The following is a 23,649-nucleotide window of genomic DNA, read 5'->3' on the forward strand; positions in this document are numbered from 1 at the left end:
ATTCATTATTTTATTATTCATTATTTTATTATTCATTATTTGTTTAATTTAGTTAGTTATAAATGTTAATTTAAAATTATATTAAATTTGCGATATCAAATTACGCCAAAAGCATATATTCATTGAATCATCTTATTATTTAACAAATATTTTATTAATTCGACTTTGTATTCATAATATTCCTTATTTCCTTCAAATTCAGAAGAAACTTGTTTTAATAAATTTGGAATATCTAAATGTTGAGGACATTTTTCAACACATTCGCCACATTCAATACACTTTGAAGCATTTTTCCAAACTCCATTAACGCCACCTATATCTTTCATATAGTCTAATTTAGTGTAATAGGTCCCTACACTGTTATTTTCGTCTTCAAAAATATGTTTATCGTTATACAATTCAAATATTCGAGAAATAGCAATATCTTCTGTACAAGGCATACAGTAATTACAATCTGTGCAATTTATTCGTGTTTTATTTTTATAAATTTGAGCTATTTTTGAAATAGCGGAATTATATTCTTCAATTGATGAATTTCCATACGTATCATAAATATCATACTTTTTTAAATCAAAATTATCTGCCAATTCTATATTTTCAACTAACTGGGGCATATAATTCATACCTGACAGTACGCAAGTAATTTCGGGGTGTCCCCATAACCAATTAAAAGACCAATTAACTGGATTTTTGCCTGCATCGTATTCATTCATTACTTTTTTAACTTCTAAAGGTATTTTATAAACTAATTTACCACCCCTAAGTGGTTCCATAATAAAAATTCCTAAATTTTTAGATTTTGCATATTCAAGTCCCTTATTTGTAATTTGAGTATTTTGGTCGACATAGTTATATTGTACAAGGCAAACGTCCCAGTCATAAGTGTCTACAATTTTTTTAAACGTTTCAAAGTCTTCGTGCGTAGAAAATCCGATATTTTTTATTTTACCTTCTCTTTTAGCTTTTTCTAAAAATTCAAATACTTTAATCGATTTTAATTTTTCCCAGCTCTTTTTAGTTATAGCGTGAATTAAATAATAATCAATATAATTAGTTTTTAAATTTTCAAGCTGTTTATTTAGATAATTTTCCATATCTGAAATAGTTTGTAATGTATCTCCATTCATAATTGACGAACCAAGAGATAATTTTGTAGAAATCTTTACTTTATCTCGTATTTTGTGTTTATGTAGTATATCTCCGATAATTGATTCACTATTCCCATTATGGTACGGTACTGCCGTATCTATAAAATTTACACCATTATTTATTGCATATAAAATTAATTCTTCGGTTTTATTTTTATCAACTTCTCCATAATATTCCGGTAGTCTCATCGCACCAAATCCCAATATTGATATATATTCCCCATTTTTCGGTACTTTTCGATAATGCATAATTTCCCCCTATCACACATTTTATAAATTAATATAATATATCTTTTTGAAACTATATATTAAAATTACACGAAAAAGATAATATTGAGTAAGTATTGTATAAAATAATAATTTAACAATATTTTTAATATTATAATAATAAAAATTGAAAAAAAGTATTACTATGTATTTATTAAAAATTATTTCGAAGATAAGATATATTTTTTAAAATTGAATATTTGCACATAAATAATTCAATAATATATTAAATGTGTGTTATATGTGTTTATATATGGTTATGTGATTACCTGTAAAATGTGTAATATATGTGATTACCGATTTTGTGACTTTTTTATGTTTTGACTATATGATAACGTGTTTTATGGTTATTATGTTCTGTGGCATATTATTTGATATAATTATGGCTATTAAAGTGTTTATGGGATGAGATGTTAATTTTATGGTATTTTTTTATTATTTTATTATTTTATTATAATTTATTTTAAATATTAAGTTTGTAATAAAGCCCACGTTTAATTTATATTACAAACGTGGGTTTATGGATTATTACAAAACTTAAAATTTAATAGTTTTAATAGTTTAATAATGTTTATTTATATCGTGGCATCATTTAGTTAGCAATTCCTTCTTTTTTCTTTAATATCGAAGCTACCCCATAGCCCAAAACTGCTATTAATAAAATACCTATCAACATAGCGACTATTTCGCCAATTTTGTCCATTCCAGGTATAGAATAATCTGCAAATGGCGATGGGGCGACAGTACCTTCTTCTTCTAAACCAAGCTCCTGTAAATTATATTCAAGTGCTTCACCGTTGATTATTTTTCCTGCGGCACTTTCCAAACCGTCAGGGTCTCCTGAAGCAATGAATGGTGCTAATATACCAATTATAAGGGCAATGATTAAACCGCCCATTATAAATTTGCTATTTTTTGATTTTAAATTTAAACCGGAGTTATCGGGACTTTCATTACTCATTTTTACCACCTGCCCATTTTAATAGGTCAGGTCTTGCAGATGCAATGTAGCCCAAGACTATTGCAGTAATTAATCCTTCAATTAATCCAATGATTGCGTGATATAATCCCATAGCACTCAGTCCGGCAATTAAAGGGAATGTTCCGGCGATTGTTAATTCTAAAGAGCATACTATTGCACTCGTAAATAGGGACAACCAACCCCCTACGAAAGCAGCAATTGATATACCTTTACTACGTAAACTTTTAAATGTATAATACCCAACAAAAGCGGATACAATGCCCATATTGAATATATTTGCACCCATTACAAGTATTCCCCCGTCTGCAAAGAATAAACCTTGTACAAGTAATACAAGAGTTAACAATAAAACACCTGCATACGGACTATCGAATATCATAGATGCCATAGCAGCACCTACCATATGACCACTTGTCCCCATACCAATAGGGACGTTAATGGCTTGAATTGCAAAAATACCTGCACCAAGAACGGCAAATAATGGTACGGATTTTTCATCCATATTATTTTTTGCCCACTTGATGGCTAATGCAATAAATATTATGGAAATTATCCAAAATATTGCACTTTCCCACGTTGGAATAAATCCATCTGGTATGTGCATATCTAACACCTCAAAGATATGCCAAAATGATAAATTTAGTAAATATTTTAAAATTATTAAAAAAATATAAATTTTAAAATATTAAATAAAGATTATCAAATGATAAAACTATCATTTTGGTAAGTTATATTATTAATTCCTAAATTGTTATGTTATTCGTTTATATTTTCTTAAGTTAATTTCACGTTAATTCAATTTCTCTTAATTGTTTATTGTATGTTTATTGTATGTTTATTGTACATTTATATTGTATATTGTATATTGTATATTGTAAAATGTGTGTTGTATATTAATATTAGAGATTTTTTTATCGTTTATATGTATATTATTTTATTTGGAGATAGTATTAAACAATAATATATTGTTTATTTTATGTTTATTGCATTTTTTGTGCTTATTTTATTGTTTACTATGAAGTCATATTTTAGTTATCTATTAATTGTTAGTTAATAACTTTATTTTGTTATATTATTTTATATTTATTTTGCGTAATACTTATTTCAAAAAAATATTACGTATAATATGTAAGAATATTTTAGTATAAATAATTTTCTTTTTAGTATTATCATTTCATAATAATTTTAAATTATTATTACGATTAAATAAAATTAAATAAATTAAATAAAATTAATATTTTGGACCATGACTAAAATAGCATATGATATATAATAATGGTATAACAAATCATTTAAATTATAAATATGTATAAATTTATTGATAAATTACATATGTACGTGAAATAGCATATAATATTTTAAAAAAAATTGATTAAAATAATATTTAAAGAGGTTTTAAATGACTCGAGAAACTTGGAACTCTAAAAAAGGGTTTATTGCAACCACAATTGGTTCAGCAGTTGGTTTAGGCAATATATGGATGTTCCCATGGAGAGTTGGTACTGAAGGCGGTGCGGCATTCTTAATCCCTTATATCATATTGTTAGTTTCTATTGGTGTTGTAGCGTTAACAGTAGAATGGACTTTGGGTAGAATGACAAAGGGCGGTCCATTAGTAGCTTTTGAAAAAGCAGGACTACCATTTGGTAAGTATTTTGGTATATTAAGTAATGTTATAATGTTTTTAGTTTTTGTATTTTATTCTCTTATTATAGGTTGGATGATAATGTACTTGGTAAATATGTTAATCGGCGGTGTGAGTGCAGTTGATGCAGGTCATTTTTTAGCATCACAAGCATTTAGTCCTTCGATGGCAATTTGGCAGTTCATAGGTATCGCCATAACTGTTATAATCGTTTCAAGAGGGGTAAAAAACGGCATTGAAAAAGCAAATAAGGTAATGACTCCATTATTATTTGTTTTACTTGTAATTTTAGCAATAAACAGTTTAACATTGCCGGGAGTTAATCAGGGGCTTTCATTTTATTTAGTGCCAAATATGCAAAAATTGTTTAGCCCAAATACGTGGATGATAGCATTATCACAAATGTTCTTCTCATTGAGCTGTTTGGGTACTACTATGGTTGTTTATGGTAGCTATTTAAAAGAAAAAGAAGACGTGCCAGTTTCCGCAGTAATAACGGCTTTTGGAGATACCGTAATAGCATTTTTAGCTGGTTTAATAATCTTCCCCGCAGTATTTTCATTTGGATTTACGCCAGGAGCAGGGCCTACCTTAGTATTTGCCATATTACCGGAAGTATTCCAACAGATGACAGGCGGTTTATTCTTAGGAATATTATTCTTCTTAGCTTTGTTATTCGCAGGAATTACCTCGGCAGTTTCAATGTTGGAGGTATGTGTTGAAGCCGTAATATCAAAGACAAATATAAGCAGAACTGTAGCATCGGTTTCATTAGGTTTAGCCGTATTTTTGGTGGGTTTACCATCTCTTTTAGGGGTAAATTTATTTGGTATGCCGTATTTTGACTTTGTTATTTACCTTTCAACTGTCATTATAGGACCAATAGGAGCTTTGGCAGCAGCAGTTTCATTAGGCGTACTTGGCATAGATAAAGCATATAAAAATATGCAAGCTGGTTCAAGTGTTAAAATACCTAAAATATGGAAACCCTGGGCAAAATACTTTTATCCAATAGTTGTGCTCGTAATTTACTTTTACACATTAGCAAATGGATAATTTAACTAAAAATAAATGTGGAACTGAATTAAAATAATGGGCTATATTAAATAATAAAATAATAAAATAATAACTAATAAAATAAAATAGGATATTTGATATATAATATATAAAAATAGAAAATATGACATATAAAATATAATGAATAAAAAATAAAGATAAATAACTAATTTAAATTAATTATTCTTTTTCTTCTTTTCTTTTTACGAATGTATCTACTAATGAAACTTTTTCAACTTCTAATCTTTTCATTAATTCGTTTGCAATTCCTAATTTAGCCATTTGAACATTTTCAATGAACGCAGCTTTTTCAGGGAGTGTTACTGTAACAGTTGATTTTGTAACTTTTGCTTTTAATTCTTCAGCTTTTAATTGTGGCATGAACAATTTTACAACTTCTTTTGCAACATCTTCTTGTTCTGAAACTACTTCTTCAATTTTAACTTTGTAGTTTACTGTTTTTCCAGCTAATTCGTGGTTAAAGTCTACTAAAATTCTACCGCCGTTTACACTTGCGATTTTACCAACTTTACCATCTAAATTTACAGGCATTCCTTGGATAGGTTGTACATTATGTTTCTTGAATTCTTTTGCAGGTACGATTTTAACTAATGACGAATCTCTTTTACCGAAAGCGTTTTCAGGAGTTAATTCAACTTCTTTTTCTTCTCCAACTTCCATTGCTGCTAAAACGTCGTCTAAACCTTTTAACATCATTCCTTCACCAGCAGGTATTGTAACAGGTCCATATACCATTTTAGGGTTGTGGATTCCGTTTTCTTTTGCTAATTCTTCGTTGGTTGTGTCGAATAATTTACCGTCGGTGTATCCTTCGTATGAAATTTTTATAAAGGTTCCTTTTTCCATAAAAAATCACCAAATTTTTTTATATTTAGTTTTTTGTATTGTGTTTTAGTGTAATTATACAATAATTTGCATTTTATGTTGCATTAATCATTGTGTTTCATTTTATATCTTATATTTCTATATCCTATTTAGAATATTTTTATTAATTACAAACTAATAATTTAATAATTACATCATACCCATTTAAATATGTTTTGTATGATAAATAGGATTATTAAGAATTTTAATCGTTTAGTTTATCTAATTTAAATTAATTTAAAAAACAATATTACTTCAATTTCTTGATATATAAATTTTTGTTAACCTTATCAAAACTATTGATGTGGTTATATATAAATACCATATTAATATACATAAAAATAAAATAATAAGAAATAATAGAAAAATAATAGAAAAATAATAGAAAAATAATAGAAAAATAATAGAAAAATAATAGAAAAATAATAGAAAAATAATAGAAAAATAATAAAAAGATAGATAATTATGATATCAGCGATTATATTATCAGGCGGTAAAGCTTCGAGGATGGGGGGCGAAAAGTCCTTTAGGAAAACCTCTAAAGAAAATAAGTATCTAATCGAAAAAGTTGCAGACATTTTGGTTGATATGAATTTACCGTTTATTACAGTATTTAAAAACCCCAAATTTATGAATTACGACTCTGAAGAAGTAGAAAAGCAGACCTATTTTAAAAATAAGTATAAACAACCGATAACTTGGGATACTATTGAAGGCAAAGGTCCTTTAATTGGAATTTACGAAGGTATGAAAATTTCAAAGGGGGACTGGATATTAGTACTGCCCTGTGATATGCCCCACATCACAAGAAAAGCTATCGAAAAACTAATTAAGAATGTGTATTTTGCTGAAAAAAACGGTTATAACTGTATAGTTCCTAAACATAAAAACGGATTTATAGAACCTTTATTTTCGTTATACCATATATCTTCTATATCAAAGCTTGAAAATATCGTTAATCAAATCAAAGAATCGGGTAAATCTGCACCTATTAGGCTTTTAATAGATAGTTTAAACCCCCTTTATGTAGATGCCCAGGAAATAGATATCAATCAAAAAACTTACGTTAATATAAACACCTTTGAAGATTTTGATAATTTGAATAAAGATTTAGGCAAAAGAGTTAGATAAAAAAGTCAAATAAAAGAGTCAGACGACGTGTAAGTATGAACAATTTACAAAATACTCAAAGTATTCAAGGTATCCAAAAATTAATTATCGGTGGTTTACACGGTGATGAAGGCGATGATTTAAAGCCGATTTTTGATAAATTTAAGGATAATACTAATACTAATACTAATACTAATAATAATAATAATAATAATAATAATAATAATAATCTTAATTCAAAAATTCTTGTAATTTCGCATTTGAATAAAGATTTAACGGAAAAATACGTATCAACGATTTCAAAAGATTTTTTGAATACAAAAAGTGCTAAGAAATTAATAGATATTTTTAAAAAAAATCAAAATTCAATAAACTTTTATATCGAAGTACATACTTATGAAGAAGCAAGTTATATTAATTTAACCGATGAATCAAGGGTTAAAAAGACTGGAGTACCTCCATTAGTAGATATTTCAAATAATATACTCGTTGCGTCGGTTAGTCCATTATATAGAAATTATTTAAATAAAAATACCTTTTGTATGACTTTAGAAGTACCAAAATGGAAATTGCAAGACATTAAAAAAACCAATGAAGAAAATAATAAAGAAAATAATAAAGAAAATATTATTATGAATGAAGTAATTTCAATATTAAATATGGTTATAGATTCAGATTCAAAAGATGAATTAATCGATAAATTATTTTTAGAATACCCAAATATGCAGAAAGCAAAGAATCTTGCAATAAAGTACAATATGATATTTTTATAAAAAAAATTATAACTTTCAAAAATATAAAATCAAACTTTTTTAATTAAGCATAAATTTATATATTAATTTAAAATATCTTATCATATAATTTTAATGATACACATTAGATTAAAGATGATTACAAATTTATTACTTATTTATTTATATTTATTAGTAGATTAGTAATTAAAAGAAACAAGATACAGTTTAGAGGTGCATATTATGAAATTCTTTTTAGACACAGCAAATGTAGAAAAAATCAAAGAATTCAACGATTTAGGATTAGTAGACGGAGTTACAACAAACCCAAGTTTAGTAGCAAAAGAAGGAAGAGATTTCCACGAAGTAATCACAGAAATCTGTAGCATTGTAGAAGGTCCAGTAAGTGCTGAAGTAATCGCTTTAGATGCAGAAGGAATGGTTAAAGAAGCAAGAGAATTGGTTAAAATCGCAGAAAACGTTGTAATTAAAATACCTATGACAAAAGAAGGTATGAAAGCTGTAAACACCTTATCAAAAGAAGGTATTAATACAAACGTTACATTAGTTTTCTCAGCTAATCAAGCTTTATTGGCAGCAAAAGCTGGTGCGACATATGTTTCACCATTTGTAGGAAGATTAGACGATATCGGACAAGATGGAATGCAATTAATCCAGGAAATCGTTGAAGTATTTTCAAACTACGGAATTGCAACAGAAATTATTGTGGCTTCAGTTAGACACCCAATGCACGTTTTAGAATCAGCAAGAATCGGTGCAGATATTGCAACAATTCCATTCGACGTTTTAGCTAAGTTGTTCAACCATCCGTTAACAGACAACGGTATTGCAAAATTCTTAAAAGACTGGGAAGGTCATATGAACAGATAATTAAATAATAATTAAATAATTCCTAAACTAATTTTTTTTTAATTATATTAAATTTAAGTCAAATTTAAGTCAAATTTAACTTTTAAATTTTTCAACTATTCGGTTTTTTATATGATAATTTTAATAATGTAATATCATATTCAGTTTTAATTTATTGTATTTTACAAATAATAGTATATATACTAATCAAATGGTGAAAAATTGACATTAACTATTAGAATAGGCACAAGGGGAAGCAAATTAGCAATGGTACAAACAAATTACGTAAATGAAATTTTAAACAAAGAAATTCAAACTAATAAAGATATCGATACAGAAATCATAAAGATTAAAACAGTCGGGGATAAAGACCAGAATAAAAAACTTGTAGATTTGGGTTTAGGTGTCTTTACTAAAGAAATTGATAAGAGTATGTTATTGAACGAGACAGACATTGCAGTACACAGTTTAAAGGACGTTCCTACACTTTGGAGTGATGAATTAATTATAAAGGCTGTTCCTCCAAGAGAAAGCTATAACGATTTACTAATTTGGAAGAAAAATAGAAAATTAAACGTTTTCCAGGATGATATTGTAGTGGGAACCTCAAGTATAAGAAGAGCTGCGTTCTTGGAAATAAGATACCCGAATTTAGACGTAAAATTATTAAGGGGTAATGTTCAAACAAGATTAAAAAAATTAGATGATGAAGAATACGATGCAATAATAATGGCAGAAGCTGGTTTAAACAGATTAAATATTAATCTTGAAGACTATAATTATGAAGTTTTAAATATGTTGCCAGCTCCCGCACAAGGGGCAATAGGAATTGCAACGAGGAAAGCAGACGAAGAAATAAATGAAATAGTGGAACTTTTAGATGATAAAAAAACCCACCTTGAAGTTTTAGCGGAGAGAAATGCTTTAAAAGAGTATGGTGGCGGTTGTCAAGCACCTTTCGGAGCTTTGGCAGTTTATGACGAAGAAGAAAATGTTTTATCACTCACCTGTGATTTAGTATTTGAAGCAAACGGTAAAAATGTGCTCGTTTCAAAAGAAGGTTTCGTTTATTGTGATATCGACGACTTTGAAAAAGCAGCTGATTTAGGTAAAAATCTCGGAAAATTGTTAAAATCCTATGAAAATGAAGTTTTAGGTATTAATAACGAATAACTATGTATAAAATTACAAACTTATAAAAATAAAATCTACTTTTTAAATTTTTAAATTTTTAAATTTTTTAAAACAATTTTTAAAATAGCAACAAAGTAATATATTAAATAATTAAAATAGAAATAGTAATAATTGATTAACTCAATTATTTGTTATCTCTTTTATCTTTTTTCATTCTTCTGAGTCTTTTCTTGTAGTGCTTCCATCTCATTTGTCCTTTCTTTTTCCATCTTCTTGAACTTCTTTTGATAGTACCACGCTCCTTTTTTAGCTTTTTTTTAATATACACTTATAGAATATAAATGTTAGTATTTATATTGACTAAATTCAATAGATAAATGAATCTATTCAAAAATATGAATTTATTGACTCCATTTACTTTTTTCAACAACAATTGAGCCGTCTTTTGTTTTTGGAGCAACTTTTAATGCGTTTTCTCTAAATGAAGGGTCGAGTATTGCTTCGTCTCCTTCCCTTAGTACATTTTTGTTTTCAAGAATGTAATATTCTTCTTCAACGTCCAATGAAAAATTTTCGAGAACTTCTGAAAACTTTTCAACAATTTCATTGGCCTGTTTTTGAATTTTTTCAATTTCGACCATTTTTATCACATTTTGATTTGATTAACAAGATTATTATTTAATATTTATGATTTAATATATATTAATTATACTTAATATTTATTATACTTAATATTAATTATAGATAATTGTATATAACAATATACAATTAATAATCTCGTTTAAATAATAATAAAGTAATTAAATCAATTTTAAATCATTCAAGGACTTTTTAAGAATTTCCTTGTTTGATTCGGCCATTTCTGTTAAAGGTAATCTAAGTTCTCCCGAAGGTTTACCCATCAAATTCATAGCTGTTTTAATAGGAATCGGGTTTGTTTCTAAGAACATACTTTTCATTAATGGGAATAACTCATAATGAATTTTTTGAGCTTCTGCGAATTTTCCTGCTTGTGCAAGTTCCACCATTTCCACAAATTCCTTAGGAACAATGTTTGCTACAACACTAATAACCCCACTACCGCCTAAGGCCATAATAGGTAGTGTTAACTCATCATTTCCAGATAATATGTTAATATCACATAAATCTTTAATTTCTGAAACTTGGGACATGCTTGGATTTGCTTCTTTAACAGCTTGAACTGTGTCATACTCGTCATACAAGTATTTAACAGTTTCAGGTTCAATGTTAAGTGCAGTTCTTGATGGCACATTGTATAGAACCATGGGGATGTTTGTAGCTTCCGCAATAGCTCCAAAATGTCTTTTTAAACCTTCCTGAGTTGGTTTATTATAGTAAGGACTTATCAAAAGTATGCCGTCAGCACCTACGTCTTCAGCGTGCTCTGAAAATTCCAAAGCTTCCGCAGTTGAGTTTGAACCCGTACCTGCAATAACTTTTACCCTTCCATCAGCAAATTCGACAGCTTTTTCAATTACTTGATTATGTTCCGTATATGTTAAGGTAGGGGATTCTCCCGTTGTACCCATTGGAACAATACCACTAACGCCGTTTTCTATTAAAAAATCTATATTATTTTTTAAGCCTTCAAAGTCAACCTTTCCATCTTTGAAAGGAGTAATAATGGCTGGAAATACTCCTTGCATTAAATCACATCCTTATGCTTTTGCTTGCATTTTTTTAACTTTGGCAGTAACATAACCAGCAACTCTGTTTCTGAGTGTTTTGGTTTCGATTAAAGCCACTTCTTCAACAGCCTTTTTGTTGCTATCGAAGTCGGTTGTGAATTTTTCAGCAAATCTTTCTACAAGCTCATCGCCTGCTCTTTTAATGAATGTTTGTCTTATTCTTCCCAAGTTATCACCTGTGTATTCGGAATAAATTTATTCTGATTTAATATTGGATTTTGTTGATGTATTTTCTGATTTTAGTTTTTCAAATTGTTTTATTTGAAGTTCTTTATTTTGCTCGATTAAAATCTTCATAACTTTAACTGCAATTTCTGAATCAAAGCCATATTTTTCAGATATTTCACGTGTTTTAGCATATACATCTTTTTCACGAGATGAATCAAGAATATCCATATCCAAAGAAAATTTTAATTTTGCAATTTCTGGCGCTAACTGTGTTCTTTTCGCCATTAGTTCAATGATTTGTTCATCGATTTCGTTTATAGAGTTCCTAACCGTTTGAAGTCTTTTTTTGGAAGACATAATATCTCCACGATAACAATAGTTTATTAATACGATTTTGAATTGCACGAAATTAATTCGAGTTCATATTAAAAATTAAATCATATCGTAATTTTCATAAAACTTATATTAAAAGCTATTATTTAAAGTTATCTATATTATATATTCATACGATAATTCCATTTAAAACCAAATAGTTCAAATAATTGGTTAATTTGTATAAAAACAATATATAATATGTTTTTTAATTATTTGGGGGCATTTTTAATTTTTCATTTTTATTTATTTTTAAGTTATTATTTATTTTTTAACATATTTTATAACTTCTAAAAATATGTCAAATCCTTTTTTAAATGTAATATTTGATACAGCATTTTCGTGATAATTCGTAGATATGGGTATTTGTTTTAATTTAATATCTTTTCTCAATAATTCCAGTGTTAAAATGTGTTCAAGGCTGTAATAATTCCCGTATTCGATATCTTTTAAATTTTTTAGTTTAATTGCTTTAAAACCACATTGTACATCTTTTAAACATATTTTTCTTTGCAAATAGTAAGAAGAAATTGCAGAAATGCCAATATTCGCTATTTGATTGGTTATATTTCTAAAAAATGGTACTTTTGAATAGTTTCTTATTCCGAAAACTGCATCAGTCTCTTTTTTACATAATTCATTTAATAATTTGGGTACGTCATAAGGCTCGTGTTGATAATCTGCATCCATATAAACAACAGCATCATAATGATTTTTGAACGCATATTCCGTACCTAACTTAATAGCATTAGCTTTACCTTTATTTTCGCCGACTTTTATTATATTTATTGCAATTTCTCGAGATTTGGAAAAATTGAATGATTCAATATTGTTATTATTGGTATTAGCTGACTCATTTGATGTATTGCCCGCTTCGGATTCATTTACGTTATTTATTATAATAATATCCTTTAAATCGTTATTATTTTTTGGAGTTCCTAATCCGTTTAAATCCTTTAATTCGCTTAAATTTTTTATCCCTGTTTTTTTTAAATTGTTTTTATAGTATGTTTTTATAAATTTCGACGTAAGTTCGTGAGTTTTATCCGTACTCCCATCATCAATGACAATAATATCAACACCAACATACGTTAGGTCATTCAGTAGCCCGTAAATATTTTTTTCTTCATTATATGCAGGTATTACTATTATTGTATCCATATTACCCCTTTTTTTAATAAAAATTGTTAGATTTGCAGAAAATTGACAATAACTAACAATATTACCCTATAAGTAATTTAAAATAGTTTTAAATTTATTCTGAGTTTAATATACCGTTTGTGTTGCAAAATACAACCATATGATACAATATAATATAATATAATATAATATAAGATAATATAACCTAATATACTTAAAAATATTGATTAAATTTAAAGTATTAAATAAATTATTGATTAATCTATTAATTAAAATTTGTCTAATTTTTATTATCTTTTCAATAAACGTTTTAATTTATCAACTAATGTGGAACTACTTCCTTTTTGTGGTATATACCGGTTTCCTGTTAATTTTGCAGCTAATTCCATAATTGCATTTGATAAACCTGATTCAGGTTGTTTTTGCACCGATAAAATCCCATAAGCAGCGTTTGCCCTAACTGTGTCATCTTCCGGTACAGAAGCAATTACGGGAAGTTCCAATATGGTCTCAATAGCTTTTGTAGTTAATTCCGAACTATCATTCGTTATTTTATTTACAACAGCCCCTAAAACACTGGTTTCTAATTTAGAAGATAAGTTTATCAATTTTATCGCATCTGAAACAGAGGTTATATCCGGGGTGACAACAACAATAACGTGGTCTGCTGAGGAAATTATCGAATTAACATCTTGATTTAATCCCGCCGGACAGTCTATTAATAATACTTCGCACATCGAATTTAATCTTTCAATTATTATTTCAAGTTCTGCAGAGTTATCAAATTTTAATTCATCTAATGAAACGCCTGCGGGTACTACCCTCATATTTTCAGTATATTCATATATTGCCTGGGTAATATCTGCATTACCCGCCATAACTGAGTTTAATGTAATGGGCATACCTTCCATACCGACGATTAATTCTAAATTCGCCATATTAACGTCAGTATCTACTATTACAACATCTTTACCATATTTAGATAAAGCGAATGCTAAATTTGCACTTACTGTAGATTTTCCTGTGCCGCCCTTACCCGAAACCATTGCTATTTTAATAGCCTCGTTTTTCTTAGAATCTACCAGATTCATTGCAAACCCCTTTCTGTATTTTTAATAATCCTATATATTATAAATATACATAAATTTTTAATCCACTATATAAATAATAAATAATTATAATTATTTATATTTTATTATATAATCCGCATTATGATTTATTTTATCTTTTTTAATTAACCGTAATATTTTTTTATTGGAAAGTATTATATTAAATTATGAATAATGATTTATTGATATGATATATTATATTTACCCTATTATACTCTTTTATTATTAATTAATCTTTTTAGTATTATAATATATTATATGGGATATACGTTATTTATAACATAACCCTAATAGTCATATATGAATTTAAACTATTATCATTGTTAAATTAGTACTATCAAATATGGAATATTATAATTATTATCATAATTGAATATATTAAATCTAATTAAAGTTATAAAGGTATTATTATGAATTCACAAAATAAAAATTCAAAACCCAACTCTGGAAAAAATATGAAAAATTCAAAAACTACAAAAACTACAAAAACTACAAAAGCTACAAAAGCTACAAAAAATCCTAAAAATACGAAAGTTAGCGTTAAGAGTACCAAAAAAATGGGAAAAAAGCTACAAAAAATGAGACTTACAAAAAGTGAGAAAATTACAACATCAAAAACTGAGAGTTTAAATCATAAGGAAGAAAATAATTTGGATAGACAAGTTAATAAGAATTTGGATATCAATATAAATATTGAAGACGTAAATAAGTTCAAAAAGATAATTAACACAAAAAAAGAAGATACAAAACCCAAAATAATAGTAATGGGTCGTTCAAATGTTGGTAAATCTACATTTGTAAAGGCAATGGCAGCAGATAAAACTATACGAATAGGTAAAAAGCCAGGGGTTACTTTAAAAATAACTGAGTATGATATGGGTAATTATTATCTTGTGGATTTGCCAGGATTTGGTTTTATGGAAGGTATTGACCAAAAAGGGCAGGAAGAAATAAAGGATAATATTGTAAAATACGTAGAAGATAATCAAAAGACTATCGCAACAGCAATTCAAATTTTGGATGCAAAATCGTTTGTAGAAATTGTAGAAAGATGGGAAGAAACAAGAGAATTACCAATCGATTTGGAAATGGCGGACTTTTTGGAAGAATTAGATTTAAAACCGATTTATGTAATTAACAAAATGGATAAAATAAAAAATGCACAATGGGATGAAGAATTAGATATAATCTCTGAAAAATTGGGCTTTTTACCACCTTGGAGACAATGGATTGATATATTAGCTCCAGCAATTTTAAAAGAAGGTTTTGGTATTGAAGAAATAAATGAGAGAATTAAAAATAATATTAAACAATATTATGATAATTTAAGAAAACAAGCTAAAAATAAAGACCTAAATAAAGAAATTACTGATGAAAATACTGAATAAAAAAATATAATTTAAATATAAAATAATAAAGATAAAAATAATAAAGATAAAAATAATAAAGATAAAAATAAGAATAATTAATTACCTATTGCGAAAAATAGACATTTTAAATATTCTAAATCTTTATTTGCCATCGTAATAACGTGGTCAGGAGCTTGTGTTTTATAATCTCCAACTTGCTTAATTTCTTTTTTAGCACGATATGATGCTGAAACAACTGTTTTTTTGAATTCTTCACGGTCAACGTGATGAGAGCAAGAGCAAGTTATTAACATCCTTTTTGCAAGCTTTAAACCCAACACATTCATAGTATTATATGCGTTAAGTGCATTTTTTAAATCTCTTTTGGAATCCGTAAATGCAGGGGGGTCTAATATTACAACATCGAATTTTTCGCCTCTATTTATCATTTCTTTCATTATTGAAAACGCATCTCCGCAAATACCGTTATATTTGTCAGAGCCTATTCCATTTAATTCCATATTTTCCTTTGCAAATTCGAGAGCTTTTTCAGACATATCCACACTCGTAATTTCTGCACCTTTAATTCCGGCGTGAACAGCAAAACCACCGGTATAACTACATATATCAAGTACTTTATCATCTTTTTTAACGTAATTTTCTAAATCAATCCTATTATTACGTTGGTCTAAGAAGAAACCCGTTTTATGACCTTTTAGACTTACCTTAAATTTAACATTTCCTTCAGTTATAATAGTTTCGAGATTATCTTTATTGCCGTGTATTACCCTGTTTGAGTTTTCATTTTCCGTATTTTTTCCTTTTTTATGTTTGTTTTTTGATTTGTTCCCTTTTACAACTCCTAATGTACTAATATCTGTTAAGTCTTCAAGTATCTCAAAAATCATTTTTGAGTTATCAAAAGCAAAGTTTGAAGAAGCGTGCATCGAACCAATATCGTTGTATTTATCCAATACTATTGTAGGCAATCCGTCAGCTTCCGCATATATCATTCTGTAGGTATCTTTATAGTTTAAAACATCTGTTCTGTAATCATTAGCCTTTTTTATACCATTATAGAAGTATTCATAATCTATATCCTTGGTGGAATACTCCTGAAGTGTTGTAAGTATTTTTATCGTTGGAAAATCTGTACTGTATATCGCTTTTCCAACAAAATTGCCATTGTATTCTAAATTGATTATATCTTCATTCTTTGAGTTATCTGCTAATTTTTTATCAAATTCGTACATATCTTCCTTATTTGTAATTGCATTTTTATATACTACTTTTGAAAAATTTTTAATGGATTGATAAGCTCTTTTATCAATTTTAAGTGTTTCATATGTCATAATTCACCAATTTATTCCCTTTTGTTATTATTTTTACCATTATTATTAGGATTATTATTAGTTTTATTATTAGGATTATTATTAGGATTATTATTAGTTTTATTATTATTATTATTATTATTTTTGTTTTTTCCGCCCCTATTCTTAATTTTAACTTTAATATGGGGGTTATTCACTTTTTCAGGCGTTTTAATATCGCCATCGTTTTTAAATTTAGAATCTTCATCTTCTTTTTTATATATTTTCTTAGTTTTATTATTTTTATTATTTTTAGTATTTTTAGATTTGGGGTCTATTTTAATTTTAATTTTTGATTTATACTTTGTATTATCTTTTATTTTTTTATTAAATGGATTTTCTATTTTTAATTTTAATTCAACAGCGTATTTACTTAATGCAGGATAGTGCAACTTACTAATTCTTTCAATCGCATCAAGCGTATTTACAGTACTTTCAAGATAAGAATACACGTCTCCGCCGTAAGTTTGCAATTTTAAGACTTCATAAAGCGTATTTGTAATTTTAGAAGGTACTTCACCCATCATTCTATACCTAATTACTCTTTTAGACACTTCATAAGCGATATCTTCTTCAATACATCCGTCAAATTCAACTAACCAGTTTATAACGTCGTCTTTAGTGCTATCTTTTAATTTATTAATGTTTTCTTTGACTATTTCAAAAGCATCGGTAAATTTAGAGGGTACATTAACATTGGTTATCTTAGAAATCCTATTTTTTAAATTACCTGGGATATATATACTTTCAAATGGGTTAGCCTTCACAGAAATGTCTAAAATTTCCTCGTAAATTTCCATTCGTGTAATTCTTTTATTTTCCAAATCTTCTATTCTTTCAGCATCAGAAATATCTTTATCTTCCATTATTCTATTTTTATTCTTGTTATGGCATTTTTTAAGTAATTTCTTTATTTCTTCAGCTTGTTGGGGATATAAGAATGATAGTGATACGGCATTACCATATCGAGTAGTTTTAAGTGCTTTTTTATCTGAAAGACTTATCATTTCAAATTTTTCAAGTTGTTCTAAAACATAATTAGCGTTTAAATTCCTTCCAAGCATTGGTACTTTGTCTATTTCATATTTTGGATTAATTTTATCTTTAAGTTTTAATTTTGGGTCATCTAAATTAATTTTTCGTTCATCAAATTCATTAGATATATTTTTACCATATTTCTCAAAAGAGGATATTGTAGCAAGTATTTGCTCGAATTCCTGTTCTTCTTCGTAAACTACATCTACATCTTGCGGTTCTGACCCTAAAAGCCTAAAAGCGATTTCGTCTTCTGAAAGCTCCATTTTAGCGTGATATTTTTTACCTACTTCTACAAGAGTATAAACTTTCCCGAGGTCGTGCATCCCTTTACGACCTGCCCTACCACACATTTGTTGGAATTCTGACGCATTAAGCCAATCGCCACCCATTGCAAGACTTTCAAGTACAACAGCGGAAGCTGGGAAGTCTACACCTGCAGCAAGTGCTGCAGTGGTGACAATACATTTTGTTTTTTGAGTCATAAACCTATTTTCCACAGCTCTTCGTTTGCCATACTCCATACCGCCGTGGTAGTAATCTGCCTTAATACCTCGGGTATTAAGATAATTGGCGATATATTCGGCTCTTTTACGTGAAAATGTAAATATAAGACTCTGACCTCTGTATCCGTATTTCGATTTGCTATTGAATTCTATATTTACGATATCTACAATATTATTTAATTTTGCATAGTCATTTCTTGCAAATATCAAGTGTCTTTCAAGAGGTACGGGTCTACCTGAATATATGACGAGATTTGAATTAAATTGTTTGGATAACTCTTCGGGATTTCCAATTGTGGCCGATAAGTAAATTATTTGTGCATCAAACAATGTTCTAAGCCTCGATATTAAACCATCAAGTCTTGCACCTCTTTCTTCCATATTTAGAGTATGCACTTCGTCAATAATAACAGTTCCAACGTCCTTTAATTTACCTGAACGTATTAAATAATCGATACCTTCATAAGTACCCACTATTATGTCGGAATTAGGGTCGCTATTTATTTTAAAATTCTTATTTTCAGCTAAACGACCAGTACCTACACGTAAAGCTACCTTATAACCTAATTTACTATATTTTTCTTCAAATTCAACATATTTCTGGTTTGCAAGTGCTACCAGTGGTACAAGGAATAAAAACTTTTTTTGTTGAGGGGGTGTTTCATTCTTACCATTTTCAAGGTTTTTAATACCTGCAAGCTCCCCAATAAGCGTTTTTCCTGAAGAAGTAGCCGAAGTAATAAGTAAATCGTTATTATGTCCTTTAGATGAGGTTATTGTTTTGGAAATTAAACCTGCTTTAACTGCAAGGGTTTGTACAGGCAATAATTCGTAAATATTTCTATTTTTTAATTCCTTTTTCATTAATTCAGGAATTTCTAAGTCTTTTATTTTGAAATTATCAATTTTATCCTCTTCATTACCCGTTAATATATCATAACGGGTTAAATCAGGATTTTTAACGGGGTTAGACGTCGTAAATAGACTTATTACTTTATCTGCATCTTTAAATCTTCTTAATAATTTTTCAATAAATTCCTCATTTATGTTAATTTCGTGTTTTATTTCGTTAATGGCACATTCCAAGCATACTTCGTTGGTTTTGTAAATTTTATAGGTATTTTTCTTTTCTTTTTTAGTTTTTTCCGTTTTTCCAGTGCTTTCTTTATTTTCTTTATTTTTGGTTTCTTCTAATTTGATAGCTTTTTTGGATGGTTTTAATTCTTTAATTACGTCAATAATATTATATTTTCCATTCAATAAACAAAATGGACATAATACAACAATCCCATAATTTAAATTATTTTCTTCCAAAAATTGCCCAAATTTAAGCGATTCAGGGTCATTACTTATATATATTTTCTTTTCTCTCAGTACTGTCATTAATTTAGATGGTTGAAGTGGCGTAATATTGCTTTCCACCTGCTCTTTACATTTGTAAAGCGTAATCTTAGTTTTAGTGGGTCTTAATGTGGCATAATAAATTGTCTTCGTTTTTAAGTCCGTTATTTGTATTTCATCTTTCTTTTTTTTAGGTTTTCTAATAATTAACATTAAATTCACCGATATTTAACATAAGCGTAAGCATATTTAATAAAATGTGCAAATACTTATAATCCGTTTTTCAAATTAAATTATATCCAATTATATTAAATAGTCGTTTGTGTTATTCTTACAATATATGTTTTTTATTTCTTTTTTTAATTATTATTTTATTTTATTTATCTTATTTAGTTTATTTATTTATTTATTTCAGTTATTTTTAAATTAGTTTATTTAATGTTATATATATTTCTATAGAAATTTAAATCTTTGAGAATTATATATATTATAAATTACATAATACTTTTTAATGAGAAAAGGATTTTTAATTAAAATTAGATGGTGTTTATATGGGTGTTATCAAAAAAACTATTTCTAAAAGATTATTTTCAAAAAAGGCACAAATTAGTCTTGAATTTTCTTTGTTAATCGGTGCAGTAATTGCCGCCGCAGCTATTTTGGGATATTATATATTAGACGTTTCCCAAACGATACAAGATTCAAGTATTAAGTCGATAAATAATACTTCAAATCAAGCTTTAAATGACTTAAAAAACGTTTAAAACGTTTAAAACGTTTGGGTCATACCTATTTGATATTAAATAACTAATTTAAAAAAGTACTTCAATATGTCAATACTGTAATTTGTAATTAATGAAAACCAAAATACGCCTAATTTGACGTATTTCAGTTAATAAATTATAAAAATTAATATTTAAATTATTTTAAAGCTAATTTTAAGTCTTCTGCTTTAACTGTTTTTCTACCAGCGTGTACTGATAATTCAACAGCTTCTTTTGCGAATTCCATTGCGATTTCTTCTAATTCTTCTGAGAGCAAAATTGCAGCATCTCTGCTTACTCTTTCAGCTCCTGCTTTTTTTAATATTCTTTCCATTGGTGCTATTGGAAGTTCTGCCATATACTCACCTTCTTTTTGATATTATATAAATAAAAATGGTATTTTCACAGTATTTATAATTTTCGATTTAAATCTTATTTAGATTATAATTTTCACTACATTATGTCTATTTTTTAATTATACAAGAATGTAATAAATATATTTATTAATTTAAATTTTTAAATAATATATCTAAAAAACGATTATGAGTTTTCATAACGGGCTTTTGCTTGCTTTTCCCATTCTATATCATAATCTATATCTTTTCCACGAATATCTATATTTATAATTGGTTTATTTTCGATTATTTCTTTTTTAACTCCTTTAAACCCTTCATCTAATTTATTGTATATTTTTGAAAGATTTATTTCTAAATTTTTGTGATATTCATTGTTTTTTTCATTATTTTCATTATTATTTGTGCCCCGATAATTTTTATTAGAATATTCATCGTTTTTACCCGTATAATTCGTATAATTCATATAAGAATTAGCTTCTCTACCAATATTGTGAATATTTTCATAATTACCATTTTTATTTGCAATGGGATTTTTGCCACTATATAATCCGTTTGTACCATTAAAATCGTTATTTTTTAAAATATTGCTTGCAGAAGTGTTTAAATTTTCTAAAATATAACTATAATCTTTATGTACTTTGTAATTCTTGTAAATATTGTAAACACCATAATTTACAAGAGTATTTTTAATATTATTATCATAATCAAACTCATAATCGTTATTTTTTAAATTGGAGCTTTTAATATCAGAATTATTCGTATTAATATTATTAATAGTATTAATATTATTACTATTATTATTAAGTTTCGTACTTGTTAAATTTACAGGATTATCAAACAATTTTTTAACTTTTCGTAATATTTTTTTTAATTCATCAACTTCAACAGCGTAATCATTGCTAAAATTATTTTCAATCACTATTGTTCACCCCTATTCCTTTTTTAATCGTAAAGCAAATCCTAATATTCTATAAAATTCTTTATAGTTCTTATTTTTTAGTTCTAATGCTTCAAATGTAGTTATTCTTAAGTATGAGGATATTAAATATAATTCGTAGGCTTCTTCGCTATGAGCCCATCTAATCCAGAAAGGATTTTTCAGATAATAATTGTTTATATTCTTCAATATATGCTTTAAATAGGGTAGATTTTACTTTAAAATTCATATTTTCTATAATTGCACTATCAAACCCGAAAATAATCGGAAAATACTTAGTAATCCATTCATCTAATGATAATTTTTCAATTTCCTCAAACATTATCAATTCCGTTTTTCCATCTGGTAGTTTACCAATAAACTCATTTCCCATTACGTTAATTTTAATTTCACTCATAACTTCGGTTAATTGTTCTAATAAAATTTTATTATCTTTTTTTTTAACTTCCCATAATTTATTGATTTTATTTAAGTCATCTTTTACATTTCTCGTAATTTCATTATTTTTCAAAATATCAACTCTTTAAAAAATTTCAATATATTGAACATTTATATTATTGTAAAAGTATGACTCTTTATAGTTTTTGAAATTAAGAACCTTGTAAATTATTAAGATAATAAAAATATTAAAAAAAAGAAAGTTATTATAATTATTCTTGATTTTCTTGATTATTATCTTTTTTTATGAAATATTCTAAAACTATTCCTTCATCCATCTGATAATAATCTATCAATTCTAAATTAACGCAGTCTTCTAATGTTTTAAATCCATCGCCATCTACATAAGTCGGTGCATTGCTACCACCAAATATTTTAGGTGCTACGTAAACCCTAACTTCGTCTACCAAGTTTTTTTCAAACATTCCCCAGTTTAAAGTTCCGCCACCTTCTAAAAGGATTGATTTAATGTCCATTTTTGATAATTTACCCATTAAAAGCTCTAAATCCACTTTTAAATTACCGGAGTATATTATTTCAACATTTTCAATACTTTCGAGTTCTTTAATTTTCTCAATTCTTTTGATTTTTTCAGACTGTTCCAAACTCCCATACTCTGTTGTAGCAATAACAGTTTTCGCATCTTCGTTTAAAACTCTCGAATCTAATGGAATTCTTAAATTACTATCTACAACAATCCTAACAGGGTTTTTATTGTTTTCGAGGGGTATTTTATGGATTGTAAGTTTAGGGTTGTCTTTTAAAACAGTACCTATCCCAACCATTATGGCATCTACATCTTTCCTAATTTGATGAACTCTTTTTAAGTCATTCTCCCCAGATATTCGTGTATCGTTTTCAACTGTGGACAATTTTCCATCTAACGTCATTCCCACATTTGATATTACATAAGGCTTCATTAAATCACCGTAATTTGAATAAATTTATTATTTCGATATTGATATTTGAGGACTTTTAAATTTCAAATTTTTAACTTAACTTTAAAATTAATTGTTTTCGTTAAATTATTTCATGTGTTATTTAGTGTAAGGTTGTTTATTTTTGAGCATCTTATTAAATAATCTAAGGTATGCGTATTATTTATAACTTATCCAACCAATTTTATTTTTAAATTCTTTTATTTCATCATTTAAGTAATTAAATAGATAAATAAACGAAACCTTTATATATTATAACTGTGTATGTGTATATTGCTCTGATGTAAAA

23 protein-coding genes are annotated in these 23,649 nt (G+C 27.3%); 7 read left to right on the plus strand and 16 right to left on the minus strand.

The annotated features are described in order from the left end of the window. Positions 1-119: 119 nt before the first annotated feature. The 3 genes from J3E06_RS03930 to cbiM form a co-directional block, all read right to left on the minus strand. Entirely contained in the window at positions 120-1,397 is a 1,278-nt protein-coding gene (locus J3E06_RS03930) for an aldo/keto reductase (RefSeq protein WP_013179513.1), read from the minus strand. Positions 1,398-2,007: 610 nt separating this feature from the next. After that, positions 2,008-2,376 (minus strand): PDGLE domain-containing protein, encoded by a 369-nt coding sequence (locus J3E06_RS03935; RefSeq protein ID WP_013179514.1) that lies wholly within the window; start codon positions 2,374-2,376, stop codon positions 2,008-2,010. Beyond that, the gene (gene cbiM, locus J3E06_RS03940; protein WP_013179515.1) at positions 2,369-3,001 is read right to left on the minus strand and encodes a cobalt transporter CbiM; all 633 of its coding nucleotides are present in this window, start codon (positions 2,999-3,001) and stop codon (positions 2,369-2,371) included. Before cbiM ends, J3E06_RS03935 begins: the two co-directional genes overlap by 8 nt. A gap of 795 nt (positions 3,002-3,796) precedes the next feature. On the opposite strand from cbiM, the gene J3E06_RS03945 reads away from it, so the two are divergent. Next, positions 3,797-5,098: a sodium-dependent transporter gene (locus tag J3E06_RS03945; protein WP_013179517.1), complete on the plus strand. Its 1,302-nt coding sequence runs from the start codon at positions 3,797-3,799 to the stop codon at positions 5,096-5,098. Between the two features lie 180 nt (positions 5,099-5,278). Here the strand turns inward: J3E06_RS03945 and J3E06_RS03950 are convergent, their stop codons facing one another. Next, positions 5,279-5,965, minus strand: coding sequence for a peptidylprolyl isomerase (locus J3E06_RS03950; protein WP_013179518.1), 687 nt, complete (start codon positions 5,963-5,965; stop codon positions 5,279-5,281). Between the two features lie 483 nt (positions 5,966-6,448). Here J3E06_RS03950 and J3E06_RS03955 point away from each other — a divergent pair, with 483 nt between their 5' ends. The 4 genes from J3E06_RS03955 to hemC all read left to right on the plus strand — a co-directional run bounded on the left by J3E06_RS03955 (position 6,449) and on the right by hemC (position 9,867). Beyond that, positions 6,449-7,114: a molybdenum cofactor guanylyltransferase gene (locus J3E06_RS03955; RefSeq protein WP_013179519.1), complete on the plus strand. Its 666-nt coding sequence runs from the start codon at positions 6,449-6,451 to the stop codon at positions 7,112-7,114. 35 nt (positions 7,115-7,149) lie between these two features. Further along, on the plus strand, positions 7,150-7,866 hold the full coding sequence (locus tag J3E06_RS03960) for a DUF2119 family protein (RefSeq protein ID WP_013179520.1): 717 nt from the start codon (positions 7,150-7,152) through the stop codon (positions 7,864-7,866). A gap of 201 nt (positions 7,867-8,067) precedes the next feature. After that, entirely contained in the window at positions 8,068-8,715 is a 648-nt protein-coding gene (fsa, locus tag J3E06_RS03965) for a fructose-6-phosphate aldolase (protein WP_013179521.1), read from the plus strand. Between the two features lie 201 nt (positions 8,716-8,916). Beyond that, positions 8,917-9,867: a hydroxymethylbilane synthase gene (hemC, locus tag J3E06_RS03970; protein ID WP_013179522.1), complete on the plus strand. Its 951-nt coding sequence runs from the start codon at positions 8,917-8,919 to the stop codon at positions 9,865-9,867. A 362-nt stretch (positions 9,868-10,229) separates the two neighbouring features. On the opposite strand, the gene gatC is transcribed toward hemC, so the two are convergent. The 6 genes from gatC to minD all read right to left on the minus strand — a co-directional run bounded on the left by gatC (position 10,230) and on the right by minD (position 14,308). Next, positions 10,230-10,469: an Asp-tRNA(Asn) amidotransferase subunit GatC gene (gatC, locus tag J3E06_RS03975; RefSeq protein WP_013179523.1), complete on the minus strand. Its 240-nt coding sequence runs from the start codon at positions 10,467-10,469 to the stop codon at positions 10,230-10,232. Positions 10,470-10,628: 159 nt separating this feature from the next. After that, positions 10,629-11,495 carry a 4-hydroxy-tetrahydrodipicolinate synthase gene (gene dapA, locus J3E06_RS03980; RefSeq protein ID WP_013179524.1) on the minus strand — a complete coding sequence of 289 codons (867 nt, stop codon included), beginning with the start codon at positions 11,493-11,495 and terminating at the stop codon, positions 10,629-10,631. 12 nt (positions 11,496-11,507) lie between these two features. Then, entirely contained in the window at positions 11,508-11,705 is a 198-nt protein-coding gene (locus tag J3E06_RS03985) for a 30S ribosomal protein S17e (protein WP_013179525.1), read from the minus strand. 27 nt (positions 11,706-11,732) lie between these two features. Continuing rightward, a complete protein-coding gene (locus J3E06_RS03990) occupies positions 11,733-12,062 on the minus strand; it encodes a chorismate mutase (RefSeq protein ID WP_013179526.1) in 330 nt (109 codons plus the stop codon). 279 nt (positions 12,063-12,341) lie between these two features. Continuing rightward, on the minus strand, positions 12,342-13,238 hold the full coding sequence (locus J3E06_RS03995) for a glycosyltransferase family 2 protein (protein ID WP_013179527.1): 897 nt from the start codon (positions 13,236-13,238) through the stop codon (positions 12,342-12,344). A 269-nt stretch (positions 13,239-13,507) separates the two neighbouring features. Then, a complete protein-coding gene (gene minD, locus J3E06_RS04000; protein WP_013179528.1) occupies positions 13,508-14,308 on the minus strand; it encodes a cell division ATPase MinD in 801 nt (266 codons plus the stop codon). Between the two features lie 596 nt (positions 14,309-14,904). Here minD and engB point away from each other — a divergent pair. Next, a complete protein-coding gene (engB, locus tag J3E06_RS04005; RefSeq protein ID WP_083807448.1) occupies positions 14,905-15,714 on the plus strand; it encodes a GTP-binding protein EngB in 810 nt (269 codons plus the stop codon). Positions 15,715-15,791: 77 nt separating this feature from the next. On the opposite strand, the gene J3E06_RS04010 is transcribed toward engB, so the two are convergent. Continuing rightward, positions 15,792-17,027, minus strand: a complete 1,236-nt coding sequence (locus tag J3E06_RS04010; RefSeq protein ID WP_013179530.1) for a class I SAM-dependent rRNA methyltransferase — start codon at positions 17,025-17,027, stop codon at positions 15,792-15,794. Positions 17,028-17,038: 11 nt separating this feature from the next. Continuing rightward, a complete protein-coding gene (locus tag J3E06_RS04015) occupies positions 17,039-20,140 on the minus strand; it encodes a DUF5814 domain-containing protein (protein ID WP_013179531.1) in 3,102 nt (1,033 codons plus the stop codon). A 338-nt stretch (positions 20,141-20,478) separates the two neighbouring features. On the opposite strand from J3E06_RS04015, the gene J3E06_RS04020 reads away from it, so the two are divergent. After that, a complete protein-coding gene (locus J3E06_RS04020; RefSeq protein WP_013179532.1) occupies positions 20,479-20,691 on the plus strand; it encodes a class III signal peptide-containing protein in 213 nt (70 codons plus the stop codon). 157 nt (positions 20,692-20,848) lie between these two features. On the opposite strand, the gene J3E06_RS04025 is transcribed toward J3E06_RS04020, so the two are convergent. The 4 genes from J3E06_RS04025 to J3E06_RS04040 all read right to left on the minus strand — a co-directional run bounded on the left by J3E06_RS04025 (position 20,849) and on the right by J3E06_RS04040 (position 23,342). Further along, entirely contained in the window at positions 20,849-21,049 is a 201-nt protein-coding gene (locus tag J3E06_RS04025; RefSeq protein WP_013179533.1) for a histone family protein, read from the minus strand. A gap of 182 nt (positions 21,050-21,231) precedes the next feature. Further along, positions 21,232-21,966, minus strand: a complete 735-nt coding sequence (locus J3E06_RS04030; RefSeq protein ID WP_013179534.1) for a hypothetical protein — start codon at positions 21,964-21,966, stop codon at positions 21,232-21,234. Positions 21,967-22,126: 160 nt separating this feature from the next. Beyond that, positions 22,127-22,495, minus strand: a complete 369-nt coding sequence (locus J3E06_RS04035) for a hypothetical protein (RefSeq protein WP_013179535.1) — start codon at positions 22,493-22,495, stop codon at positions 22,127-22,129. Between the two features lie 139 nt (positions 22,496-22,634). Next, positions 22,635-23,342, minus strand: coding sequence for a 2,5-diamino-6-(ribosylamino)-4(3H)-pyrimidinone 5'-phosphate reductase (locus J3E06_RS04040; RefSeq protein WP_013179536.1), 708 nt, complete (start codon positions 23,340-23,342; stop codon positions 22,635-22,637). Between the last annotated feature and the right edge of the window lie 307 nt (positions 23,343-23,649).

This window comes from Methanococcus voltae (assembly GCF_024807655.1).
Classification (GTDB): Archaea; AGJL01; Methanococci; order Methanococcales; family Methanococcaceae; genus Methanococcus; species Methanococcus voltae_D.